A 20,911-nucleotide genomic window follows, 5' to 3' on the forward strand; every position below is an offset into this window, starting at 1 on the left:
GCGGCCCCTGCATAGAAAAATCCCGCGGACCTCGAATACTGAGGCCGCGGGATTTGTTTGTCTGCCCTACAGCAGCGCGGAGAGTGACTTTTAAGCCTTATCGCCATCCGCCTTGGCAACCAGATCGCCGGTGTTCTGCGCGGTGCGGATGTTTGCCACGAAGAACTCCAAGATCAATCGGAACTGGATGACGTAAAAAAGGAAGGTGATTCCGCCGAAGATCACAGCACCGAGGAACGCAAGGATTCCCAAAAGAACGCTATCAGCGAAAAACGCGAAGGAGAAGAGGATCGTTCCTACCCAGAAGACTGCTGACAAAATGACGAGCAGCATATAAATGAAGGACGAGAACTTCAGGGTGATAAAGTTGCTGAAAGAGAAGTCAAATAGCGCCTTGAAGAATCCCGTGCCCTTGGAAGAACCGCCATTCGGCGCAGCCTGCTGCGGGTACTGATTCTGCGGGGAGGCCGCAAAGGGCGAGTTCTGCTGGCCAAAGCCCTGCTGCTCCTGGGTGCCGAAACCTTGCTGTCCTTGGGTGCCGAAACCTTGCTGCTCCTGTGCTCCGAAGCCCTGGTTCTGCTGGGAGTAGCTACCAAAACCGGACGTGGAGTTGGAGTGAGAGGCCTGGCTACCGAAACCATTGCTTGACTGCTGCCCAAAGCCATGGCCCTGGTTGGATTCCGTCTGCGCACCACCGCCAAAGCCGTCGTTGCCATAGCCGTTAGTGCCGTAGCCGTTGTCGCTGTGGCTCTGGTTCGAGTTCGTCGACTCAGCGGCATGCTCGGCGCCAGCACCACTATCGGTGTTGTAGGAAGCATAGGAGGCGCCAAAGGAGTCCTGGGTGGAGTGGGTGTCCTGGTCCTTAGCGGACTCGGATGCGGGCTCAGCAGAAGCAAAGCCTTCGCTAAACATGCTGTCCTTAGCTTCGCGGTCAGTGTCCGGCTGCGAATCCTGGGAAGAGGCGCTACCAAACGAGGAAGTCTCAGCAGAGTTCTCGGAGTAATCGCCGTATCCTGCCTGGCCACCCCAGCCAAAGCCGGAGTTCGAATCCTGGGCATTCCAGCCAGACGCCGAGCTATCCTTGTTGGACTGGGGGCTGCCGTAGCCGCCAAAGCTACCGAAGTTATCGTTCCCAGAGTTCTCGCCGTGGGAACCGTTAAAGCTGTTATCGCCCACGTTGCTATCGCTGTTGTCGGCGTTCTCACCAAACTGGTTGGGGTTCGTCATTATTCCTTAGACCTTTCGGAGAATCATCGAATTTCGCAGCACGCTACAGCACTACACTGGCGCAATTTTTACCCCTTCGAACGTACCTGAGATCTCGCTCACCGGCAGCCCGGCTCGGGGAATAAGCCCCAAGAAAATGCAAATTTCCCCTGCCGCGGCAGGGGAAACTCGATAAGGCTAGCGCGAAAATAAACGCTTATGCGTGCTTGGCCTCCACGCGCTTGATGGCTTCAGCCGCCACCTTTTCCTGGATGCCCATGTCCAGCTCAGAGGTGAAGCCCACGCAGGAGCAGTTGATCTCACCAAGGACATAGGTGTCTTCGCCGTTCTCACCGTCCGCCAGCATGAAGTCTGCGGTCCAGATCAGTGGGATGTTGTCACCACCGAGCTTCTCTGCAATGACCGGGCGGACCTCAGCGAACATGTCGACGAGTTCCTGCCACTCCTCCGGCTTCTGGTAGGTGTACTTTGCACCGGAGAACAGGGTCGCGGAGAAAGCGTCGCCGCCCTCAGCCGGCTTCTTGTGCACCACGAAGACCGGATCCGGGCCCACGAGAAGAATACGAATCTCGCCTTCAACGATGCGCGGCATGAAGCGCATGTCCACGAGCATGCCGTTGTCACCCACGATGTACTGGTCGCAGAAATCCATAAACTCGCCGAGCTCGCGCTCCTCGGTGTGGTTGTCCACAGCCTCGGTGCACTTGATCTTGGTGTCGAGAGGCAGTGCGGTGCCCGGTTCGACGGACTCGGCCAGCTTCTCGTCGGCAAGGCGCACGCGCCAGATGCCGGAACCAGTGGAACCGCGGTTCTGCTTGAGCACGCGCTCGCCGTAGGACAGGGAGGCCGGGAAGGTCTTGTGGAAGGACTCGACGTCGTAGTAGGCGGCGGTGTCAGCCGGAACCAGGTCCGTGTCATTGAGCTTAACCAGGGCATCCTTGGCACCGTAAGCCATCATCTCGTACGGGGTGGACATGCCGACCAGGCCGGCGTCGGACAGCTTGGTGAGCAAGTCGAAGTAGCCCTTCTCACCGCCCGGGATGTTGCCCGGGTTCACGCGGGAAATGTAGGCATCGAAGTTCTCAGATACATACTCAAAGAGCTTCTCAGACCACTCGGGACGGTAGAACACGACCTCTGCGTGCCAGCCTGCATCCTTGATGCAGTCGACGATCGGCATGGTGTCCTTACGGTGTCCATTGATCTGCTTGTCGGATCCGCCCTCGACCTCGAAGACGACGATTGCCTTGTGCACAGTGCTTCCCTTTCGCTAGGGGGTTGATGAGTGTCACTTCTTAAAATAACCCAGGTGAGGCCTGTTCGCTCACCTGAAGAAGCGACGCCAAAATGCGATAAAAGTCGAGCTTAACGCAGTTTTTAGCCCCTGACCTGCACACTTGTTATAACCAGCACACGCGAGCTGGCACCCTACGGCATAAAAATGTATCCAACACCACAAAGAGCCCTCCCCCGTGACCACTTTTCGGCCGAGCGCGCTAGAGTTGAAGCGAACGTTTCCCCTTAACGAGAAAGGCAGGTGGACCGTGGCCGAATTCGACCCGAATCCCCCTTTCCAGGAGTACGCGCACCCTGAGCGCCTCGTGTCCGCACCGTGGCTATCCGCGCGACTGGGCATCAACGGCCTCCACGTCATCGAGGTCGATGAGGATTCACTCCTCTACGATATCGGCCACATCCCCACCGCTATCCGTATCAACGTCCAGACAGAACTGCTCGATAACACAACGAGGGACATCATCAGCGCGGAAGATTTCACAGCCCTCCTTCGCTCGAAGGGCATCGAGCGCGATGACACCGTCATCCTGTACGGAGACAAGTCCAACTGGTGGGCTGCATTCGCCCTGTGGATCTTTGAGCTGTACGGCCACGAAGACGTGCGGCTTCTCGATGGTGGCCGGGATGCCTGGATGTCCGAGGAACGCGATACCTCGTTTATGGTCCCTGACCCAACCGCTTCCTCCTACCCTGAGGTTTCCCGCGAAGAATCATCCCGCATCTTCGTCGACGAGCTGCGCGGCTCCACCACCACGGTGGTCGACACCCGCAGTCCAGACGAGTTCTGCGGCGAAGCCGCCCTCAAGAACGGAACTGGTGAGTCTGCCTACGGCACCACCTTGACCCACGGCCACATCCCAGGCGCCATCAACCTCGAGTGGGATCGAGCGGTCTACCCCAACGGCTGCTTCCGCGCGCTCAGCGAGCTCAAGGTCAACTATGGCGAGCTAGAGCCCGCAACGGAAACCGTCCTTTACTCGCATGTCGGCGCTCAGGCCGCGCACACCTGGTTTGTACTCAAGTACCTGCTCGGCTTCGACAACCCGCGCGTCTACGATGGCTCGTGGGCAGAGTGGGGCAACATGGTTCGCATGCCCGTTGAGCGCTAAGAACACACCGAATTAACCCCGCATCCACGCTGGTGCGGGTTTATTTTTTGACACGAAACCAAGATGTGAAGGTATCCTCATGTTTTGGTGTGCAAGAATAGTACGCAGTCCTATCAGAAATAATGGAGGAGGGTTCCTGCCGTGGCAGTTGAAACCAAGAACATCACCAAGGTCCTCGTGGCCAACCGCGGTGAGATCGCGGTCCGCGTTATCCGCGCGGCTCGCGACGCCGGCATCGCATCCGTAGCGGTCTACGCTGAGCCCGATGCTGACGCCCCATTCGTCACGCTTGCCGACGAAGCCTTTGCACTCGGCGGTCAAACTTCCGCAGAGTCATACCTCGACTTCAACAAGATTCTCGACGCCGCCTCCAAATCCGGCGCCGACGCCATCCACCCCGGCTACGGCTTCCTCTCCGAGAACGCCGATTTTGCCCAGGCCGTCATCGACGCGGGCCTGATCTGGATCGGCCCCTCCCCGAAGTCTATCGCCGACTTGGGTGACAAGGTCACCGCCCGTCACATTGCCGAGCGTGCTGACGCTCCCATGGCACCGGGTACCAAGGATCCCGTCGCCAGCGCAGAGGAGGTCGAGGCCTTCGCCGACGAGCACGGTCTACCGGTTGCCATCAAGGCCGCTTTCGGTGGCGGTGGCCGCGGCATGAAGGTCGCCCACACCCGCGAAGAGATCAAGGACCTCTACGAGTCTGCTACACGCGAAGCCGTTACCGCCTTCGGCCGCGGAGAGTGCTTCGTCGAGCGCTACCTGGATAAGGCCCGCCACGTCGAGGCTCAGGTCCTCGCCGACCAGCACGGCAATGTCATCGTCATGGGCACCCGCGACTGCTCCCTGCAGCGCCGCTTCCAGAAACTCGTTGAAGAAGCCCCTGCCCCCTTCCTCACCGATGAGCAGCGCGCCTCCATCCACGAATCTGCCAAGCGCATTTGCCGCGAGGCCGGATACTACGGTGCCGGCACCGTGGAGTACCTTGTGGGCGACGATGGCCTCATCTCCTTCCTTGAGGTCAACACGCGCCTCCAGGTCGAGCACCCCGTTACCGAGGAAACCACTGGCTTCGACCTGGTTCGCGAGCAGTTCCGCATCGCGGAGGGCCGTGAGCTCTCCATCTCCGAGGACCCGGCTCCGCACGGCCACGCCATCGAGTTCCGCATCAATGGCGAGGACGCCGCCGCGGGCTTCATGCCAGCCCCCGGAACCGTCGCCACGTACTCCGAGCCTTCCGGCCCGGGCGTGCGCATGGACTCCGGCGTGCGCGAAGGTTCCGTCATTGGTGGCCAGTTCGATTCCATGCTGGCCAAGCTCATCGTCTGGGGCCCGGACCGCGCGACTGCCATTGCGCGTGCACGCCGCGCCCTGGCCGAGTACCGCATCGAAGGCCTCCCCACGGTTATCCCCTTCCATCAGGCCATTCTCACCGATCCTGCCTTCACCGCCGAAGACGGCAACTTCACGGTCTACACCAAGTGGATCGAGGAAGAGTGGGTAAACGAACTGCCTGAGTACACCGACACAACCGAGGCCCCCGAGGACGAGGAACAGGAGGCCGCCCAGAAGTTCGTCGTCGAGGTGGGCGGCCGCCGTATCGAGGTGGCCCTGCCGGGCAACCTCCTCTTGGGCGGTGGCAATAAGCGCAAGAAGTCGAAGAAGCGTCGTGGCAAGGGGGCGTCGGCAAACGTGTCCGGCGACACCGTGACCGCGCCGATGCAGGGCAGCGTCATCAAGGTCGCCGTCGAGGAGGGCCAGGAAGTGGAAGAGGGCGAGGTCGTTGTCGTCCTCGAGGCCATGAAGATGGAGAACCCCGTCAAGGCCCACAAATCCGGCACCGTGACCGACCTCAAGGTGTCCACCGGCACGCAGATCAACAAGGGCGAGCCGATTCTGGAGATCAAGTAGCCTCGGAAGGCATGAGCGTTAACGATTCTGAGTTCGGTGTACGGTTGGCCAAGGAGCACGACCGTACCTACCTCTCCCGCCTCCTTTTCCTCGCCGATGTCCTCGGTGACGAGGACGCCCATATCGGTGATTTCCACACGCCTGATGTGGGGCTGTACGTCGACGAATGGTCGCCCCATGTCGACGGCGGCGTCATCGCTGTCTCCAGCCACCGCGTGCCCGTTGGTGGCGCGTGGCTGCGCTACTACACCACCGAAGCGAAGGGTGCTGCTTACACCGGCAATCCAGAGGCCGATCCTTTTGATGAGTCCCAGTGGGCCACCGACCTGGATCCGGAGGAAATCCCCGAGCTCTTCCTTGCGGTGGAGTCCCGCTACAGGGGCTTGGGCGCTGGGCGACGCCTCCTGCGCAACACCTGCGACCTCGCCGAGGCACAGGAGGCGCCCGCCATTTCGCTGTGGATTGAGCCGGAGAACACCGGCGCCCGCAAGCTTTATGAATCCGAGGGTTTCGTCGACATCGACGTCCCCGGCCGCCCAGATGCCCACGTGATGCTCAAGCGTTTCTAGCAGCACAAGTCCGCAAAGGGTGTCGACTATACTCGACGCCTTCGGCGGCGCGTCGACGGCAGCGCGAACAGCGACGTTGCTCACCCACCCAGGATCCAAGTCGGGTCACAACGACGGTTTCCGTAGAACACTGCACGTATCTTCGCGAAACGCGACTAGCTTCTTCGCTCCCCTCGCAACGCGCAACGCCTACGTGCCTCCATCGACATGCGGGAGGCATCTGGCAAAAGGCGTCTGATGAAAGGCATCAGTCAAAAGGCGTTTTCACGGCTGAAAACGCCTTTTACTCAGTGCAGATGGCGTTTTTGGACCCAAAGATGCCTTCTGCCAGATGCCTTTTGCGAGACGCCCTCCTGGCTTAGGCCAATGTAGTGCGGAAGAATCCCACCCCACCGCTAAAACCACCAGGGAGCAGCGCCAAGAATGACGCTGCTCACCCATCCATGACCTAAGTCGGCCTTTAGTTGATGACGGCGATGAGGTCGCCGCCCTCCACCTTGGTGGCGGCGCCAATGGCGACGCGCTCGATGGTGCCATCCTTTGTGGCGGAGATGGAGGCTTCCATCTTCATGGCCTCGATGACGGCGATCTGGTCGCCGGCCTTGACCTCGTCACCAGGCTTGGCAGTCGGGTTGACCACGCCAGCGAACGGTGCGGCCACATGGCCATCGTTGGACGGGTCAGCCTTCTCCACGGTGGCGACGGTGGACTCCACGTTGTTGTCACGCACCTTGAGCGGGCGGATCTGACCGTTGACGTTGAGCACCACGTTACGGATGCCCTTCTCGTCCGGCTCACCCATAGCGTCAAGACGCAAGGTGATGGGCTTGAGGTCTGCGCGGTCGTTGGAGCCCTCCGGGAAGTGGTGAACAATGTAGTCCTTACCTTCTTCCAGACCGTAGAAGAAGACGGTATCCGTCAGCGCCTCGGTATTGCCGTAGGTGCGGCGGAACTCGTTGAACTCCTCGAACTGCTTCGGGAAGAGCAAGCGGTTGAGGGAGGCACGGCGCTCGGTGGAATCATCCGAACTCAGGTGCTTCTTCTCCTCTTCGGGGACGGGCTTGACGGCGACGTCGCCAGGCGCGCGGCCTTCCAGGACCTTGTCGCGCAGCGGCGGCCAGCCACCCGGAGGCGTACCAAGCTCACCGCGCAGGAAGGCAATGACGGAATCCGGGATGTCGTACTTGGTGGGGTTGGCCTCGAAGTCAGCCGGGTCCACGCCAGCACCCACGAGGTGCAGAGCGAGGTCACCGACCACCTTGGAGGACGGAGTCACCTTGGTCGGGCGGCCAAGCATCTCATTCACTGCCGCGTAGGTGTCTTCGATGATTTCGAAGCGGTCCTCCAAGCCCAGCGCAGTAGCCTGCGCGCGCAGGTTGGACAGCTGGCCGCCCGGAATCTCGTGGCGGTAGACGCGGCCGGTCGGTCCAGGAATGCCCTTCTCGAACGGCTGGTAGAGCTGGCGTACTGCCTCCCAGTAGGGCTCCAGATCGGAGACTGCCTTAAGCGAAATGCCGGTATCACGCGAAGAGTTCGAGAATGCCGCGATGATGGCGGACAGCGATGGCTGAGAGGTGGTTCCCGCTAGCGGTGCGGAGGCACCGTCGACGATGTCCGCGCCAGAGAGGGCCGCCGCGTAGTAGGTAGCCAGCTGGCCACCCGCGGTATCGTGCGTGTGCACGTGAACCGGCAGGTCAAACTCCTTGCGCAGAGCCATAACCAGCTTAGATGCAGACTCCGGGCGCAGCAGGCCTGCCATGTCCTTAATAGCCAGGACGTGAGCGCCGGTGTTGACGATCTCTTCGGCCAGCTTGAGGTAGTAATCCAGCGTGTAGAGCTTCTCATCCGGGGAGCACATGTCGCCGGAGTAGGCCATGGCAACCTCGGCCACGGTGGTGTTGGTCTCCAGGACGGCGTCGATAGCCGGGCGCATCTGGGTGACGTCGTTCAGCGCGTCAAAGATGCGGAAGACATCCACGCCGGACTTGGCGGCCTCCTGCACGAAGCCGGAGCACACGTCGTTGGAGTACGGCGAGTAGCCCACGGTGTTGCGGCCACGCAGCAGCATCTGGATGTTTTGGTTCGGCATGGCCTCACGCAGCAGATCCAAGCGGACCCACGGGTCTTCCTTGAGGAAGCGCATGGCCACGTCGTAAGTAGCACCACCCCACGCCTCCACGGAGTACAGCTCCGGGGTCATGCGGGCAACGGCTTCAGCAGCCGTGACCAGAGCGGTACCGCGCACGCGGGTAGCCAGCAGGGACTGGTGAGCATCGCGGAAGGTGGTATCGGTGACCGCCAGGGCGTCCTGCTTGCGGATCTTTTCAGCCCACTTCTTCGGGCCCAGCTCCAGCAAGTCGTCACGGGAACCGCGCGGCAGCTCGGAGTTAAAGTCCAGATCCGGCAGCTTATCGAAGGGGCGCAGGGTGGTCGGACGCTCACCGTTCGGCTTGTTGACGGTCACGTCAGCGATGTAGTCGATGATGCGGCCAGATTCGTCCACAGCCGGCGGGGCCTTCAGCAGGTCCGGGTGCTCCGGAATGAAGCTGGTGTCCACGCGAGTGTTGACGAAGTCGGGCTCGCGCAACAGAGCGCGCAGGAAGCCGATGTTGGTGGCCACGCCGGCCACGGTGAACTCGTTGAGCGCGCGCTGCGCACGGGCCACGGCTTGCTCGAAAGTGACACCGCGGCAGGTCATCTTCACCAGCAGCGAGTCAAAGTTCGGGGAGATCTCCGCGCCGACGGCCGTTGCACCGTCGAGACGCACGCCCGCGCCGCCCGGCGAGCGGTACTGGGTCAGCGTGCCGGTATCTGGGCGGAAGCCGTTAGAGGGGTCCTCAGTGGTGATACGGCACTGCAGTGCCGCGCCGGTGATGTGGATATCCTCCTGCTTGAGGCCCAGCTCCTCCAGGGAGAGGCCCGCGGCAATCTGCATCTGGGACTTCACGATGTCCACGCCCGTGACCTCCTCGGTCACGGTGTGCTCGACCTGCACGCGCGGGTTCATCTCGATGAAGACGTGGTTGCCCTTCTCATCCACGAGAAACTCGACGGTACCGGCGCCTTCGTAGTTGATGTGCTCGCAGAATTTCACGGCGTCCGCACAGATGCGGTCCCGCAGCTCCGGGTCCAGCGTCGGCGCCGGGGCGATCTCCACGACCTTCTGGTGACGGCGCTGCACGGAGCAGTCGCGCTCGTACAGGTGCATGACGTTGCCCTGGGAGTCAGCCAGAATCTGCACCTCAATGTGCTGCGGGCGAATGACCGCGGTCTCGAGGTAAACATTGCCATCGCCGAAGGCGGCCTCCGCCTCGCGGGAGGCCTCAGCGCACTTGGTCTTCAGCTCCGCCTCGTTCTCAATGAAACGCATGCCGCGGCCACCGCCGCCGGCCACTGCCTTCACGAAGACAGGGAACTCAAAGTCCTTGGCGTATTCCGCCAGCTTGTCGACGTCCGTCGAGGGCTTCGAGTCCTTCAACGTAGGCAGCCCTGCTTCCTCAGCTGCAGCCACAGCGGCGGCCTTATCGCCGGTCAGGTCGAGGGTCTCAGCCGTGGGGCCGATGAACTTGATGCCGTTGTCACGGCAGGCGCGAGCCAAATCTGCACGCTCTGAAAGGAAGCCATACCCCGGGTAAATGGCATCCGCACCGGACTTCTTGGCGGCGCGAATAACCTCATCGATATCGAGATAAGCCTTGACCGGCTGACCCTCGGTACCGATACGCACGGCTTCATCCGCGAAGGCGCGGTGGAAGGAGTTGCGGTCTTCTTTGGGATAAATTGCAACGGTCTTGGAACCGACCTCAAAGGCGGCGCGGAAGGCACGCACGGCAATCTCACCGCGGTTGGCCACCAAGATCTTGGAGAAGGACTTGTGGGCGGTATCAGACACTAGGAGTGATCCTTTCAGATAGGAACAATACGAAGACAAGGATAGTGTCCGAGGCGACAACGCGGGCGAGAATCGGCTTATATGTCAACAGGAATCCACACGCTGCACATAGTCGGACAAAGAAGAAAACCAGCCCACGAGAAGAAAGTTTCGTGCGCTGGTTTTACGCTGACTAGGTCCGCTTCTCTTAGATCTGCTTCGGAGGAACGGAGCGCTGCTCCTTGCCGTTGTAAGCAGACAGCGGGCGAATGAGGGAGTTGTTCTCGTTCTGCTCCACGATGTGTGCGGTCCAGCCAGTGATGCGGGCCATCACGAAGATCGGGGTGAAGAACTCGATGTCGAAGCCCAAGATGTGGTACGCGGGGCCAGCCGGGAAGTCCAGGTTCGGCTGGATCTTGATGGAGGTGTTCTCGTACATGGTCTTAGCCATCTTCTCGTACATCTCCACCCACTGCTCCTGGCCGTGATCCTTGGCCAGCTCGCGGAAGGCAGCCTCCATGGTCGGAACACGGGAGTCACCGTTCTTGTACACGCGGTGACCGAAGCCCATGACGAGCTCCTTGTTCTTGAGCTTGTTGAGCGTCCACTCCTCTGCCTTGGCCGGGTCACCGACCTCCAGGAAGTTCTTCATCACGGCCTCGTTAGCACCACCGTGTAGCGGGCCCTTGAGGGCGCCGATGGCGGCGGTAACAGCGGAGTAGGTATCGGACATCGTGGAGGTCACCACGCGGGCAGCGAAGGTGGAAGCGTTGAAGGAGTGCTCCGCGTAGAGGATGAGGGACTTATCAAAGGCCTCGATATCGGAGCGCGAGAGGGCTGGGGAGCCTTCCTCCTCACCGAAGACCATCCACAGGAAGTTCTCCGCAAAGCCCTTCTTACGGGAAGGCTCGAGGTATCCCTCGCCACGGCGGCGACGGATGTCGAGTGCGACGATGGTCGGCAGCTTCGCCATGAGCTCCAGCGCAGTGCGGCGGATGTGCTCGGAGTCCTTGGTGTACTCCTCCGGGTCTTGGGAGCCGATGAAGGAGACTGCGGTACGCAGCACGTCCATCGGGTGGCAGGACTTCGGCATGGAGGTGATCAGGTCGATGAGGTGGCGGTCCAGGTGACGCAGTGCCTTCTCACGGGCGGAGAAGCGGACCAGCTCATCCTGGGTCGGCAGCTCGCCATTCCACAGCAGGTAGGCAACCTCCTCGAAGGAGCAGTAGCGGGCCAGCTCCTGCACCGGGTAGCCACGGTAGGTCAGGGAGTTGGTCTCCGGGACAACCTTGGACACGGCGGTCTCGTCGACGACAACGCCGTACAGGCCCTTGCGGATCTCTGGGGTTTCAGACATGGTGTTTCTCCTTAAGTGGGGGGCCTAGCGTGTGGGCTAGGCCGGGGGGATTAGTCAAAGGTGGGCTTGTAGCTGTCCTTGGAGTACGTGAACACGCTCTGGTCGAAGGCGTTGTACTCGTCGTAGCGCACCAGCTCGTAGAGGCGGGAGCGGTGCTGCATGCGCTCGAGCCACTCCTCGGATTGCAGTCCGGTCTCCTGCATGTCGCGGAGGAATTCTTCGGTAGCACCCATGGCCACGCGCAGGGTGGACACCGGCCAGATGACGGCGTTGTAGCCCAAGTCCTCAATGCGCTTAGCCGACAGCAGCTCGGTCTTGCCGAACTCCGTCATGTTGGCCAGCAGCGGGGTGTCCACGGCGGCGCGGAACTTTTCGAAGTCCTCCGGCGAGTAGAGGGCCTCGGTGAAAATGAGGTCCGCGCCGGCATCGGCGTAGGCCTTGGCGCGCTCGATGGCCTCATCGATGCCGTGGATGCCGGCGGCATCGGTGCGGGCACAGATGATGAAGTTCTCATCGCGGCGCTCATTGACGGCGGCGGTAATGCGGCGAACCATGAGATCCGTCGGCACGACTTCCTTACCATCGAGGTGACCGCAGCGCTTCGGGTTGACCTGGTCCTCCAGGTGGCAGCCGGCCAGGCCAGCGTCCTCCAGCGCGGCAACCGTGCGGGCGGCGGACATGGGTTCGCCGAAGCCGGTGTCGGCGTCGACAAGCACAGGCAAGTCCGTGGCACGGGCAATGTGCCCGGCGCGCTGCGCTACCTCGGTGAGCGTGGTCAGGCCGATGTCCGGCAGGCCCAGGTCATTGGCCAGCACCGCGCCGGAGACGTAGACGCCGCCGAAGCCACCGAGATCCTGGATAAGGCGCGCGGTGAGCGGGTTGAAGGCGCCCGGCAGCGTGGTGATTTCCGGTGCATTCAGCGCCTCGCGAAAGCTCTTGCGCTTGTCTGCGTTGCTGATAGTGGAGCCAAATAGGCCAGCCATTTAGAACAGTCCCTTCGGGGTCTCGGGTGCGGTGGCGATGGCCTCGTCGGTGAGGCGAACGTTGAGTTCGTTCAGGTCGGTGAGGTTCTCCAGGTTCTGCGCGGCAGCGAGGAAACGCTCCTGCTCCTCCTCCGAGACCTTGCCAGCGGCCAGCTTCTTGAACTTGTTGATGTACTCCTCGCGGCCGAAGGGGCGGGCGCCGAGCGGGTGGGCGTCGGCTACCGCGCGCTCATCCTCAATGACAGTGCCGTCCTTGAAGGTGATGACGGCCTTGCCGCCGAAAGCCTTCTCATCCAGGTCGTTGGAGTGGTAGCGGCGGGTCCACTCTGGATCCTCAACGGTGGAAATCTTGTGCCACAGGTCGATGGTGTCCTGACGGTGCTTGCGCTCGTCGGAGTAGGAGGTCTCGTAGTCCCACTCGCCGTCCTGCAGGGCCACGGCGAAGATGTACATGATGGAGTGATCCAGGGTCTCGCGGGAGGCGTTCGGATCCATCTTCTGCGGGTCGTTAGCGCCGGTGCCGATGACGTAGTGGGTGTGGTGCGAGGTGTGCAGGACGATGGACTCGATGTCCTCCGTCTTCAGGCCCTTCTCCGCGAGGGTCTTCTTGAGGGCAAAGGCCATGTCGATCGGGGCCTGTGCCTGGTACTCCGCGGAGTGCTCCTTGGTGTAGGTGTCCAGGATGGCGCGCTTTTCTTCACCCTCCGCCGGAAGGGGGACGGTGTAGGTGCGCTCCGGGGAGTGGAGCATCCAGGCGATGAAGCCGTCCTCACCTTCCCAGATGGGGGCCGGCGCGCCCTCGCCGCGCATGGAGCGATCCACTGCCTCGATGCCCATCTTGCCCGCGAAGGCTGGGGCGTAGGCCTTCCAGGAGGAAATCAGGCCCTTGCGGGACTGGCGGGGGGCGGTAGTGGTGTGCAGTGCCTGGCCGATGGCCTGGTAAATGGTGTCCACGTCGAGGTTCAACATGGTGCCGATGCCCGCGGCGACGGACGGGCCAAGGTGTGCCACGTGGTCAATCTTCCACTCGTGGAGGCAGATGCCCTTGACCAGGTTGACCTGGATTTCGTAGCCGGTGGCCAGGCCGCGGATGAGGTCCTTGCCGGTCAGCCCCTTGTGCTGTGCCACGGCCAGAATCGGCGGGATGTTATCGCCTGGGTGGGAGTAGTCGGCAGCAAGGAAGGTGTCGTGGTAGTCCAGCTCGCGCACGGCGGTGCCGTTGGCCAGCGCAGCCCATTCGGCGGAGTAGTTACCGTCCACGCCGAAGATGGTGGCGCCGCCTTCCTGCACCGGGTGGGCCTGTGCAATGACGCGGGCGGAGGCAACCGGGCGGCGCGTTGCGGAAGCGACGGCCACGGAGGCGTTATCGATGATGCGGTTGATGATCATCTCGGTGGTCTCGGCCGGAACCTCGACGGGATCGGCAGCTACCTTGGCAACCTTGTAGGCCAAGTGCTCTTCAATAGGAAAGTCCTCGGCGGACTTGTGGGTACGTACTTCGTGGTTAATCAACGGGATTCCCTCCTAGACCAGAACAACGATTGCGATAGGCATCACACTAACCCCACCCCGTGTGACCTGCCACATGTGTAAACTGTGACTATCTGTTGCAGGGATTTGCGTTAATTGCAAAACTTGTGGAATCCCCAGCTAGCGCAATCTTTTAGGAGGAAGCAGACGGTGACCAAGCACTACGCGGGGGCGAGAATCCACGCACTACGCAAGGAACGCAAACTCACACAAGCCGCCATGGCGAAGCAGCTGGGGCTATCCACCAGCTACCTCAACCAGCTGGAAAATGACCAGCGCCCCCTCACCGTCACCGTCCTCCTGCAGCTGACCCAACGCTTCGGCGTTGACGCCACGTACTTTGCAGGGGACCGCGATCTGCGCGCTCTCGCCGAGCTGCGCCAGCTCTTCCCCGAAGCCACCGAAGCCACCCTTACTGACTTAAGCGGGCGCTTCCCCGAACTTTTACCCCGGCTTGTCGACGCCGCCGCACACACCCCCGCCGAACCCGGCCCTTTCGAAGCGGTCCGTGACTTCTTCTACGACGCCCACAACTACGTCCATAGCCTCGACATAGCCGCCGAGGAGCTCTCCGATTCGCTCGGAGACCGAGTCCTGCGCCGCGGGCGCTTAGCTTCCGTCTTGCAGGATGAATTCGGTGTCACGACGCGATTCTCCTCCTCTTCACCACGGCGCCGCACCTTCCACGACCGCGAGTTGCACCTGCGCGCGGGCCTTACGGAATCCCAACTCGTCTTTGAAATGGCGCTCCAGTACTGCCTGCTGGCCTACCCGGAGCATTGCGCGGAACTCGTCGCCGAATTGCCGGGCGAGGAAGCACAGACTATTGGCACGCTGGGCCTCGCGCAATATTTTGCCGCCGCCGTGACCATGCCTTATACCCAGTTCCTCGCCACTGCGGAGGAAACGCGCTATGACATCGACGTCATCGCGACGGCCTTTGGCACTGGTTTCGAGACCACCGCGCAGCGCTTGTCGACGTTACAGCGACCCGGCCACCAAGGCGTTCCCTTCTCCTTCATCCGCACCGACCGCGCAGGAAATATTTCCAAGCGCCAGTCCTCCACCGCTTTCCACTTCGCCCGCAGCGGCGGCTCCTGCCCGTTGTGGGTCGTGCACCGCGCTTTTGAAACGCCCAACCGCATCACGAGGCAGGTGGCCTCGATGCCCGATGACCACACCTACTTGTGGATTGCGCGCTTCGTCCAAGGCCAGGCCCAGGCCTGGGGCACGCCGCGCAAAGAATTCGTCGTGGGCTTAGGCTGCGATATCGCACAGGCGGATCGCGTGGTCTACGCGGATGCGCTCAACCTCTCCCCTTCTGAGGCGACCCCCATCGGCCCTGGCTGCGCCGCCTGCCCACGTCCAGCGTGCCCGCAGCGTGCCTTCCCACAGGTGGGGCGGCCCGTCAGCCTCGACCTCAATGCCACGCCGGTTTCGGCTTATGCCACCTCATAGTTCTTTCATTTTCGCCTAGGCTTTCGAATTTCCTACTGCGATGTCCGGTGGGCTTGCCAAGATAGGACGTGTTCGGCACCACGCCGAGTTCTCTTCCCTCACCTACGCAGGAGGTTCTCTCTCATGCCCAACCCTTATGCAGCTCCTCAGTTCTCTCCGGAACCAACCCCGGTGCAGCCGGCACCACAGAAAAAGAAGGGCGGCTGCCTGAAGTGGGGTGCGGGTGCCGTCGCGGTATTCGTGCTCGGCGGCATCGCCCTCAATGCAGGTTCTGATAGCGATGACCCGACTAACACCGCCTCACCGGAGCCAAGCACAAGCGTCACTGCCGCCGAATCGCTGGAGTCTGCGCTGAGCACCCCGACGCTCGATATCAACCACGCCGTAGTTGACGTGGAAACCGCCGGAGGCGGTACCGGCAGCGATGACAACACCGTGCCCGCAGAACACAAGAATGCTCTGCGCGCGGCGAAGCGTTATCTGGACTTTTCCTCATTCTCCGAAGCTAAGCTCTATGACCAGCTCACGAGCGAATACGGCTCGCAATTCTCACCCGAGGCGGCGCAGTACGCAATGGATCAGCTGGATGTGGACTGGAACGCCGAGGCGCTCGAGTCCGCAGAGAGTTACCTCGATTTCTCCTCCTTTTCCAAGGCAAAGCTCTATGAGCAACTGACTTCCGAGTACGGGGAGAAGTTCACGCCAGAACAAGCTCAATACGCCGTAGACACCGTCAATGCTGATTGGATGGCCGAAGCCGTCGAGGCAGCAGAGAGCTATCGGGAGCTCATGCCAATGTCCGGCTCCGCATTGTTAGAGCAGCTCACCAGCGAATACGGAGAGCAGTTCACCATGGAAGAAGCCCAGCATGCGGTGAGCACACTGGGCTTATAAGAGCGGGCCGTAGATAAATCAGACCCGGGTCTGATTTACGCGAGGTCTTTACTCAAGGTCATCGTGAGCAACGAGGCGGCGGGCCGCCTCCGTGATGGTGCCGGACAGGGACGGGTAGACCGCCAGGGAATCCGCTAGCTGGTTCACGGTGAGCTGGTTGGTCACGGCGACCGCGATGGGCAGAATGAGCTCGGAGGCAGTCGGAGCAACAATCACGCCACCGATGACGCGGCCGGAGGTCGCACGGCAGAAGAGCTTGACAAAGCCGTGCTGCAGCGAGCGCATCTTGGCGCGCGGGTTGGTATTCAACGGCATCGTGATGGTGCGGGCGGCAACCTCACCGGCCTCAATCTCCGCCTGGGTAAAGCCCACAGCAGCAATTTCTGGGCGGGTAAACACGGCGGTTGCTACGGTCTTCAGGCGCAGCGGGGACACGCCCTCACCCAGGGAGTGGTACATAGCGATACGGCCCTGCATCGCGGCAACGGAAGCCAGCGGGAACAGGTCGGAGCAGTCGCCGGCGGCATAGATGCCAGCGACATTGGTGCGGGAAACGCGGTCAACCTCGATGTGGCCGGACTTCGTGGTAGCCACACCAACGTGCTCCAAGCCGAGGTTCTTGGTATTCGGGATGGAACCGATGGACATGATGACGTGGGAGCCGTGAATCTCACGGCCATCCTGGGTCTTGACCACGACGTTGCCGTCTTCTGTACGGGAGACCGTCTCCACGCGGCAGTTCTTCTCCAGCTCCACGCCGCGCTCAGCCAGGACGGTCTCGAGGACGTCGGCAGCGTCGGCGTCGTCGTGCGGCAGAATGCGGTCGCGGGAAGCCACCATGGTCACGCGCACGCCCATCTCGGCGAAGGCGGAAACGAACTCAGCACCGGTCACGCCGGAGCCGACGACGATGAGGTGCTCCGGCTCCTCCTTGAGGTCATAGACCTGCTGCCAGGTGAGGATGCGCTCGCCGTCCGGCTGCGCGCCCGGCAGAATGCGCGGGGTGGCACCGGTAGCAACGAGGACGAGGTCCGCGTCGAGGGTCTCAGTGGTGCCATCCTTATGGGTGACATCAACCTTGTGCGCTGCCCCCTTCACGCCATGCTGATCCTCAGAAAAGGCAGCGCGCCCATCAATGACCTTGACGCCGATCTTCTCTAGGCCCGCACGGACGTCACGGGACTGGTTAGCAGCCAGCGCCTGAACACGGCCGTTGAGGGCCTCCAGGCTCAGCTGCAAGGAGCTGAGCTGGTGGTTCAGGCCCATGTCATCGGCGCGGCGGAAGTCGGTGCGAATGTTGGCGCCAGCGATGAAGGACTTTGAGGGCACGCAGTCCAAGAGAACGGAGGAGCCACCGGGGCCCTGTTCCTCAATCAACGTAATGTGCGCGCCGTACTTGGCGCCGGCGGTCGCAGCCTCGTAGCCTGCGGGGCCACCGCCGATGATTACGATGCGGGGGGCTTCCTGTGACACTGTCGCTCCTTTTTTAAAATTCTGCCTATAAGAACTCTGGGAAATCCTTGTCACAGTGTAGTGCTTAGGCGCTTAATCCTCCACGTTGGCAAACTGCTCCGCCACGGAGCCGAAGAGTTTGACGCCCACGCCGATGGCTCGCTCATCGGGGGCCAAATCACCCATATGCAGATCATGCTGCTCGCCTTCACCGGACCAGCAGCCAAGGCGAGCCATGGAGCCGGGCACCTTTTCTAGGTACCACGAGAAATCCTCGCCGCCGGAAGACTGCGGCGCCTGAACCACAGCCTGCGGGTCAATGGCCTGGGCAGCGCTGGCAAGGAGGGCGGTAGAGACGTCGTCGTTAAGCACGGGCGGAACCCCACGGTGGTAGACCAGCTCATGCTCCACACCCAGGGGCGCTAGCACCTGTTCCACCAACTCGGAGAAGAGCGTTTGCATATCCCGCCAGATTCCGATGTCTGCCGTGCGCATAGTGCCAGACACAGAGCCGGTCTCAGGGATCGCGTTCGGGGCATAGCCGGAATTCACCTGGCCGAAGACCAAGACGGTGCCGGTGCGCGGATCGACGCGGCGTGAGAGCAAACCTGGCAGGTCCGTCAGCAGCTTGCCCAGCGCATAGACGACGTCCGCCGACAAGTGCGGGCGCGAGGTATGCCCGCCGGGGCCGGAGACGTTGATTTCCACAACATCGGTCGCGGAGGTGATCGCCCCAGCGCGAACGCCGATACGCCCGACGCGCAGCTTTGGTTCGACGTGCACGGCAAAGATGGAGTTCACGCCTTCGAGTGCACCCCACTCGATGACATCGGTGGCGCCGCCTACCCAGACTTCTTCGGCGGGCTGGAAGATGACACGAACACCGAAATCTAGCGGATGCTCGCGATTAAGGTCCGCCAGGGCGCAGGCCGTGGCCAGCGCAATGGTGGTGTGTATGTCATGCCCACACGCGTGCATGACGCCGGGGACCTCGGAGGTGTACTCGAGGCCGGTAACCTCGGTGACGGGGAGCGCATCAATATCGGCACGGAAGGCAAGGCGTCCGAGTTCCGTATCGGGGCCGATGTCCACCATGAGGCCGGTCTCGGGGAAAAGATGCGGCTCCAAGCCGTACTCGCGCAGGGTGCGGGACAGGAAGCGGGTGGTTTCCACCTCGTTATTGGAAGTCTCCGGGTGGCGGTGAATATGGCGGCGCCACGCGATGACCTCCGCGCGGTGGTTGCTGAACCACTCACTGACGTAGTCCGAGATCACTGCTTCCTCCTCCGTGGTTTCCTCTTGGGAAGAGTCTACAACTAGACCATGCGGTTCAGTTAGCCGGGCAGGTCACACGCTAGATATACTGAGCGGTCTGCCCTGACCGACGGTTTCGCTACAGGTCGATATTACGGGGGCCGTAGAGGCGATCGCCGGCGTCACCCAGCCCCGGCACGATATAAGCGTCCTCGTTGAGGGCCGGATCAATCGCTGCGGTGACCAAGCGAACTGGCAAGCCCGAGTTAGCCAGCGCATCAACGCCCGGCTGGGCGGAGACCATGCAAATCGCCGTGATGTCGGTAGCGCCACGGTCCGCAAGGAGCTTCAGGGAGTGCAGGAGGGAACCACCCGTGGCGAGCATCGGGTCAACCACGAAGACGCTGCGGCCGCTGAGATCCTCCGGTAGGGCCTCCAGATAAGGCACCGGCTCGTGGGTTTCCTCATCTCGCGCCATACCGATGAAGCCGACCTGGGCATCCGGAATCATGGACAGGGCCGGGTCAATCATGCCCAGACCAGCACGGATGATGGGCACGATAATCGGCGGGTTTTGCAGGCGGGTGCCCTCCGCCGTGGCGACGGGAGTGACGCAATCAAAATGCTCGACGGGCAAATCACGGGCTGCTTCATACACCAGCATGGTGCCCAGGTCTCGCAGGGCGGCACGGAAAGCGGTGTTATCGCTGCGGGCATCACGCATCAGCGTGAGCCGGGAGGCGGCGAGGGGGTGGTCTACTACGTGGATATCCATGCCCTTCACTGTATAAGAATCCGCCGGGAACCGATCAGCGGGCGGCGCAGTCTAAAAAGGCATGACTAGCTTTGACACATTCACTATTGACACCGAATACACCCGCCGGCTGGCACACGAACTGGCCACCGTCTCCCAAGCCTCCGCCACTCCCCCTCCTGCGTTACCTATAGATTCCGTTCTGGGTGGCTTCACCGGCGCATTTAACTCCGCCATGGAAAACCTCGCTGCCCGCCTTGCCCAGGTCAGGGCGGATGCCGGAGCTGTGGCGGACTCCAGCTTCCGCATGGCCCGCGAGGCCGAGGACGCTGACGGTGCTCTTGCTAGCGCCTGTGGAGGTCTGTGATGTTGGAGTCAGCACTCGCTCACATCGCCCGGATGCAGCCGGCACAGCTTCCCGATGTCTCCCTGCCCACTGTGCCCGATCTCACTGCTGCCGGGCCCTTAGCGGAGATAGCGCACGGAGATCCGCGGGCGCTTTTCGCCACCGCACGCCAGGCCACCGAGGACCTTTCCACGGCGCGCTCTGCGCTAGATTCCGCGCGCGGGCTCATCTCGGCGGCCGTCAGGGACCTCATCGGGCTGGGATTCGAGCTGCTCCAGCGCGGACTGCCTTTAGCCTTGGGCTTGCTCATCCCCAACCCAGCCACACAGGCCGCAGCCCGCTCGGCTTTGCAGGCCTTGGCAATGGAGTACGTCGGCAAGGCGATGCTGCGCGTAAAGCAGCTGGCCGGGGAGCTCCTTCAGGCGGCCGCGCCCCTCGTGCCCATTGCACAACGCGCGGTGCGCCCTTCAGTGCGCGGTCCGCAGGAGGAAGGCGGAGCACGCCACGCGCTGACCACGTCCTCGTCCTCTGATAGCAAAGGAAGCGCGCAAGGCCAGGCCGCGGTGCAAGCCGCACTCTCCCAGCTGGGCACACCCTATGGATGGGGCGGCACCGGCAACGGCAGCTTCGATTGCTCGGGGCTAACCCAATGGGCTTGGCGCCAGGCTGGGGTGGAACTGCCGCGCACCGCTGAAAGCCAGACCGTGGGCCGCCAGGTGAGCGCGGATGAGCTGCAGCCCGGCGACCTCGTTGTGTGGGATGGGCATGTGGCCATGTACTCCGGTGACGGGCAGATGGTGGAGGCCGGCAGCCCCGTGCAAACCAATCCACTGCGCACCAACAACATGGGGATGGCTTTCAAAGGCTTCTGGAGGCCCACAGGGTAGACTATTTGCC

General features: G+C 62.0%; 16 protein-coding genes. 7 read left to right on the forward strand and 9 right to left on the reverse strand.

The features are described 5' to 3' along the window. Nucleotides 1-90: 90 nt before the first annotated feature. Together HMPREF2822_RS04175 and HMPREF2822_RS04180 are read right to left on the reverse strand one after the other, a co-directional pair. Nucleotides 91-1,227 carry a DUF4282 domain-containing protein gene (locus HMPREF2822_RS04175; protein ID WP_070521363.1) on the reverse strand — a complete coding sequence of 379 codons (1,137 nt, stop codon included), beginning with the start codon at nt 1,225-1,227 and terminating at the stop codon, nt 91-93. 196 nt (nt 1,228-1,423) lie between these two features. After that, a complete protein-coding gene (locus HMPREF2822_RS04180; RefSeq protein ID WP_010189357.1) occupies nt 1,424-2,482 on the reverse strand; it encodes a Cj0069 family protein in 1,059 nt (352 codons plus the stop codon). Between the two features lie 289 nt (nt 2,483-2,771). Here HMPREF2822_RS04180 and HMPREF2822_RS04185 point away from each other — a divergent pair, with 289 nt between their 5' ends. From HMPREF2822_RS04185 to HMPREF2822_RS04195, 3 genes are all read left to right on the forward strand, one after another. Next, nucleotides 2,772-3,632, forward strand: coding sequence for a sulfurtransferase (locus tag HMPREF2822_RS04185; RefSeq protein ID WP_070521366.1), 861 nt, complete (start codon nt 2,772-2,774; stop codon nt 3,630-3,632). Between the two features lie 141 nt (nt 3,633-3,773). Next, nucleotides 3,774-5,546 (forward strand): ATP-binding protein, encoded by a 1,773-nt coding sequence (locus HMPREF2822_RS04190; RefSeq protein ID WP_070521370.1) that lies wholly within the window; start codon nt 3,774-3,776, stop codon nt 5,544-5,546. An 11-nt stretch (nt 5,547-5,557) separates the two neighbouring features. Further along, nucleotides 5,558-6,115 (forward strand): GNAT family N-acetyltransferase, encoded by a 558-nt coding sequence (locus HMPREF2822_RS04195; protein ID WP_070521373.1) that lies wholly within the window; start codon nt 5,558-5,560, stop codon nt 6,113-6,115. A gap of 460 nt (nt 6,116-6,575) precedes the next feature. Here HMPREF2822_RS04195 and HMPREF2822_RS04200 read toward each other — a convergent pair whose 3' ends face one another. The 4 genes from HMPREF2822_RS04200 to prpD all read right to left on the reverse strand — a co-directional run bounded on the left by HMPREF2822_RS04200 (nt 6,576) and on the right by prpD (nt 13,838). Then, on the reverse strand, nt 6,576-10,007 hold the full coding sequence (locus tag HMPREF2822_RS04200; protein WP_070521376.1) for a pyruvate carboxylase: 3,432 nt from the start codon (nt 10,005-10,007) through the stop codon (nt 6,576-6,578). Between the two features lie 187 nt (nt 10,008-10,194). After that, the gene (locus tag HMPREF2822_RS04205; protein WP_070446391.1) at nt 10,195-11,343 is read right to left on the reverse strand and encodes a bifunctional 2-methylcitrate synthase/citrate synthase; all 1,149 of its coding nucleotides are present in this window, start codon (nt 11,341-11,343) and stop codon (nt 10,195-10,197) included. 50 nt (nt 11,344-11,393) lie between these two features. Beyond that, complete coding sequence (gene prpB, locus HMPREF2822_RS04210; RefSeq protein WP_070521380.1) at nt 11,394-12,326, reverse strand: methylisocitrate lyase; 933 nt, start codon at nt 12,324-12,326, stop codon at nt 11,394-11,396. Next, nucleotides 12,327-13,838 carry a 2-methylcitrate dehydratase PrpD gene (prpD, locus tag HMPREF2822_RS04215; protein WP_070521383.1) on the reverse strand — a complete coding sequence of 504 codons (1,512 nt, stop codon included), beginning with the start codon at nt 13,836-13,838 and terminating at the stop codon, nt 12,327-12,329. Nucleotides 13,839-14,006: 168 nt separating this feature from the next. On the opposite strand from prpD, the gene HMPREF2822_RS04220 reads away from it, so the two are divergent. Both HMPREF2822_RS04220 and HMPREF2822_RS04225 read left to right on the forward strand, forming a co-directional pair. Next, nucleotides 14,007-15,314, forward strand: coding sequence for a short-chain fatty acyl-CoA regulator family protein (locus tag HMPREF2822_RS04220; protein ID WP_070521386.1), 1,308 nt, complete (start codon nt 14,007-14,009; stop codon nt 15,312-15,314). A gap of 123 nt (nt 15,315-15,437) precedes the next feature. Beyond that, nucleotides 15,438-16,208, forward strand: coding sequence for an Ltp family lipoprotein (locus tag HMPREF2822_RS04225; protein ID WP_070521388.1), 771 nt, complete (start codon nt 15,438-15,440; stop codon nt 16,206-16,208). Between the two features lie 48 nt (nt 16,209-16,256). Here the strand turns inward: HMPREF2822_RS04225 and HMPREF2822_RS04230 are convergent, their stop codons facing one another. The 3 genes from HMPREF2822_RS04230 to upp all read right to left on the reverse strand — a co-directional run bounded on the left by HMPREF2822_RS04230 (nt 16,257) and on the right by upp (nt 19,689). Next, entirely contained in the window at nt 16,257-17,681 is a 1,425-nt protein-coding gene (locus HMPREF2822_RS04230) for an NAD(P)H-quinone dehydrogenase (protein ID WP_070446399.1), read from the reverse strand. A 72-nt stretch (nt 17,682-17,753) separates the two neighbouring features. Continuing rightward, nucleotides 17,754-18,935 (reverse strand): M20 family metallopeptidase, encoded by a 1,182-nt coding sequence (locus HMPREF2822_RS04235; protein WP_070446401.1) that lies wholly within the window; start codon nt 18,933-18,935, stop codon nt 17,754-17,756. A gap of 118 nt (nt 18,936-19,053) precedes the next feature. Further along, a complete protein-coding gene (gene upp / locus HMPREF2822_RS04240) occupies nt 19,054-19,689 on the reverse strand; it encodes a uracil phosphoribosyltransferase (RefSeq protein WP_010189385.1) in 636 nt (211 codons plus the stop codon). A 61-nt stretch (nt 19,690-19,750) separates the two neighbouring features. Here upp and HMPREF2822_RS04245 point away from each other — a divergent pair, with 61 nt between their 5' ends. Continuing rightward, nucleotides 19,751-20,035 carry a hypothetical protein gene (locus HMPREF2822_RS04245; RefSeq protein WP_070521391.1) on the forward strand — a complete coding sequence of 95 codons (285 nt, stop codon included), beginning with the start codon at nt 19,751-19,753 and terminating at the stop codon, nt 20,033-20,035. Beyond that, a complete protein-coding gene (locus HMPREF2822_RS04250) occupies nt 20,035-20,901 on the forward strand; it encodes a C40 family peptidase (protein WP_070446404.1) in 867 nt (288 codons plus the stop codon). The genes HMPREF2822_RS04245 and HMPREF2822_RS04250 overlap by 1 nt, the downstream gene beginning before the upstream one ends. Nucleotides 20,902-20,911 lie beyond the last annotated feature (10 nt).

This window comes from Corynebacterium sp. HMSC062E11 (assembly GCF_001811845.1).
Lineage (GTDB): Bacteria > Actinomycetota > Actinomycetes > Mycobacteriales > Mycobacteriaceae > Corynebacterium > Corynebacterium hesseae.

Excerpts from the sequence above, each read along its gene's own strand:
- HMPREF2822_RS04225 (WP_070521388.1), top strand. The coding sequence starts at position 15,438 with ATGCCCAACCCTTATGCAGCTCCTCAGTTCTCTCCGGAACCAACCCCG.
- HMPREF2822_RS04175 (WP_070521363.1), bottom strand. The coding sequence starts at position 1,227 with ATGACGAACCCCAACCAGTTTGGTGAGAACGCCGACAACAGCGATAGC.
- HMPREF2822_RS04205 (WP_070446391.1), bottom strand. The coding sequence starts at position 11,343 with ATGTCTGAAACCCCAGAGATCCGCAAGGGCCTGTACGGCGTTGTCGTC.
- HMPREF2822_RS04195 (WP_070521373.1), top strand. The coding sequence starts at position 5,558 with ATGAGCGTTAACGATTCTGAGTTCGGTGTACGGTTGGCCAAGGAGCAC.
- prpB (WP_070521380.1), bottom strand. The coding sequence starts at position 12,326 with ATGGCTGGCCTATTTGGCTCCACTATCAGCAACGCAGACAAGCGCAAG.
- HMPREF2822_RS04245 (WP_070521391.1), top strand. The coding sequence starts at position 19,751 with ATGACTAGCTTTGACACATTCACTATTGACACCGAATACACCCGCCGG.
- HMPREF2822_RS04250 (WP_070446404.1), top strand. The coding sequence starts at position 20,035 with ATGTTGGAGTCAGCACTCGCTCACATCGCCCGGATGCAGCCGGCACAG.
- upp (WP_010189385.1), bottom strand. The coding sequence starts at position 19,689 with ATGGATATCCACGTAGTAGACCACCCCCTCGCCGCCTCCCGGCTCACG.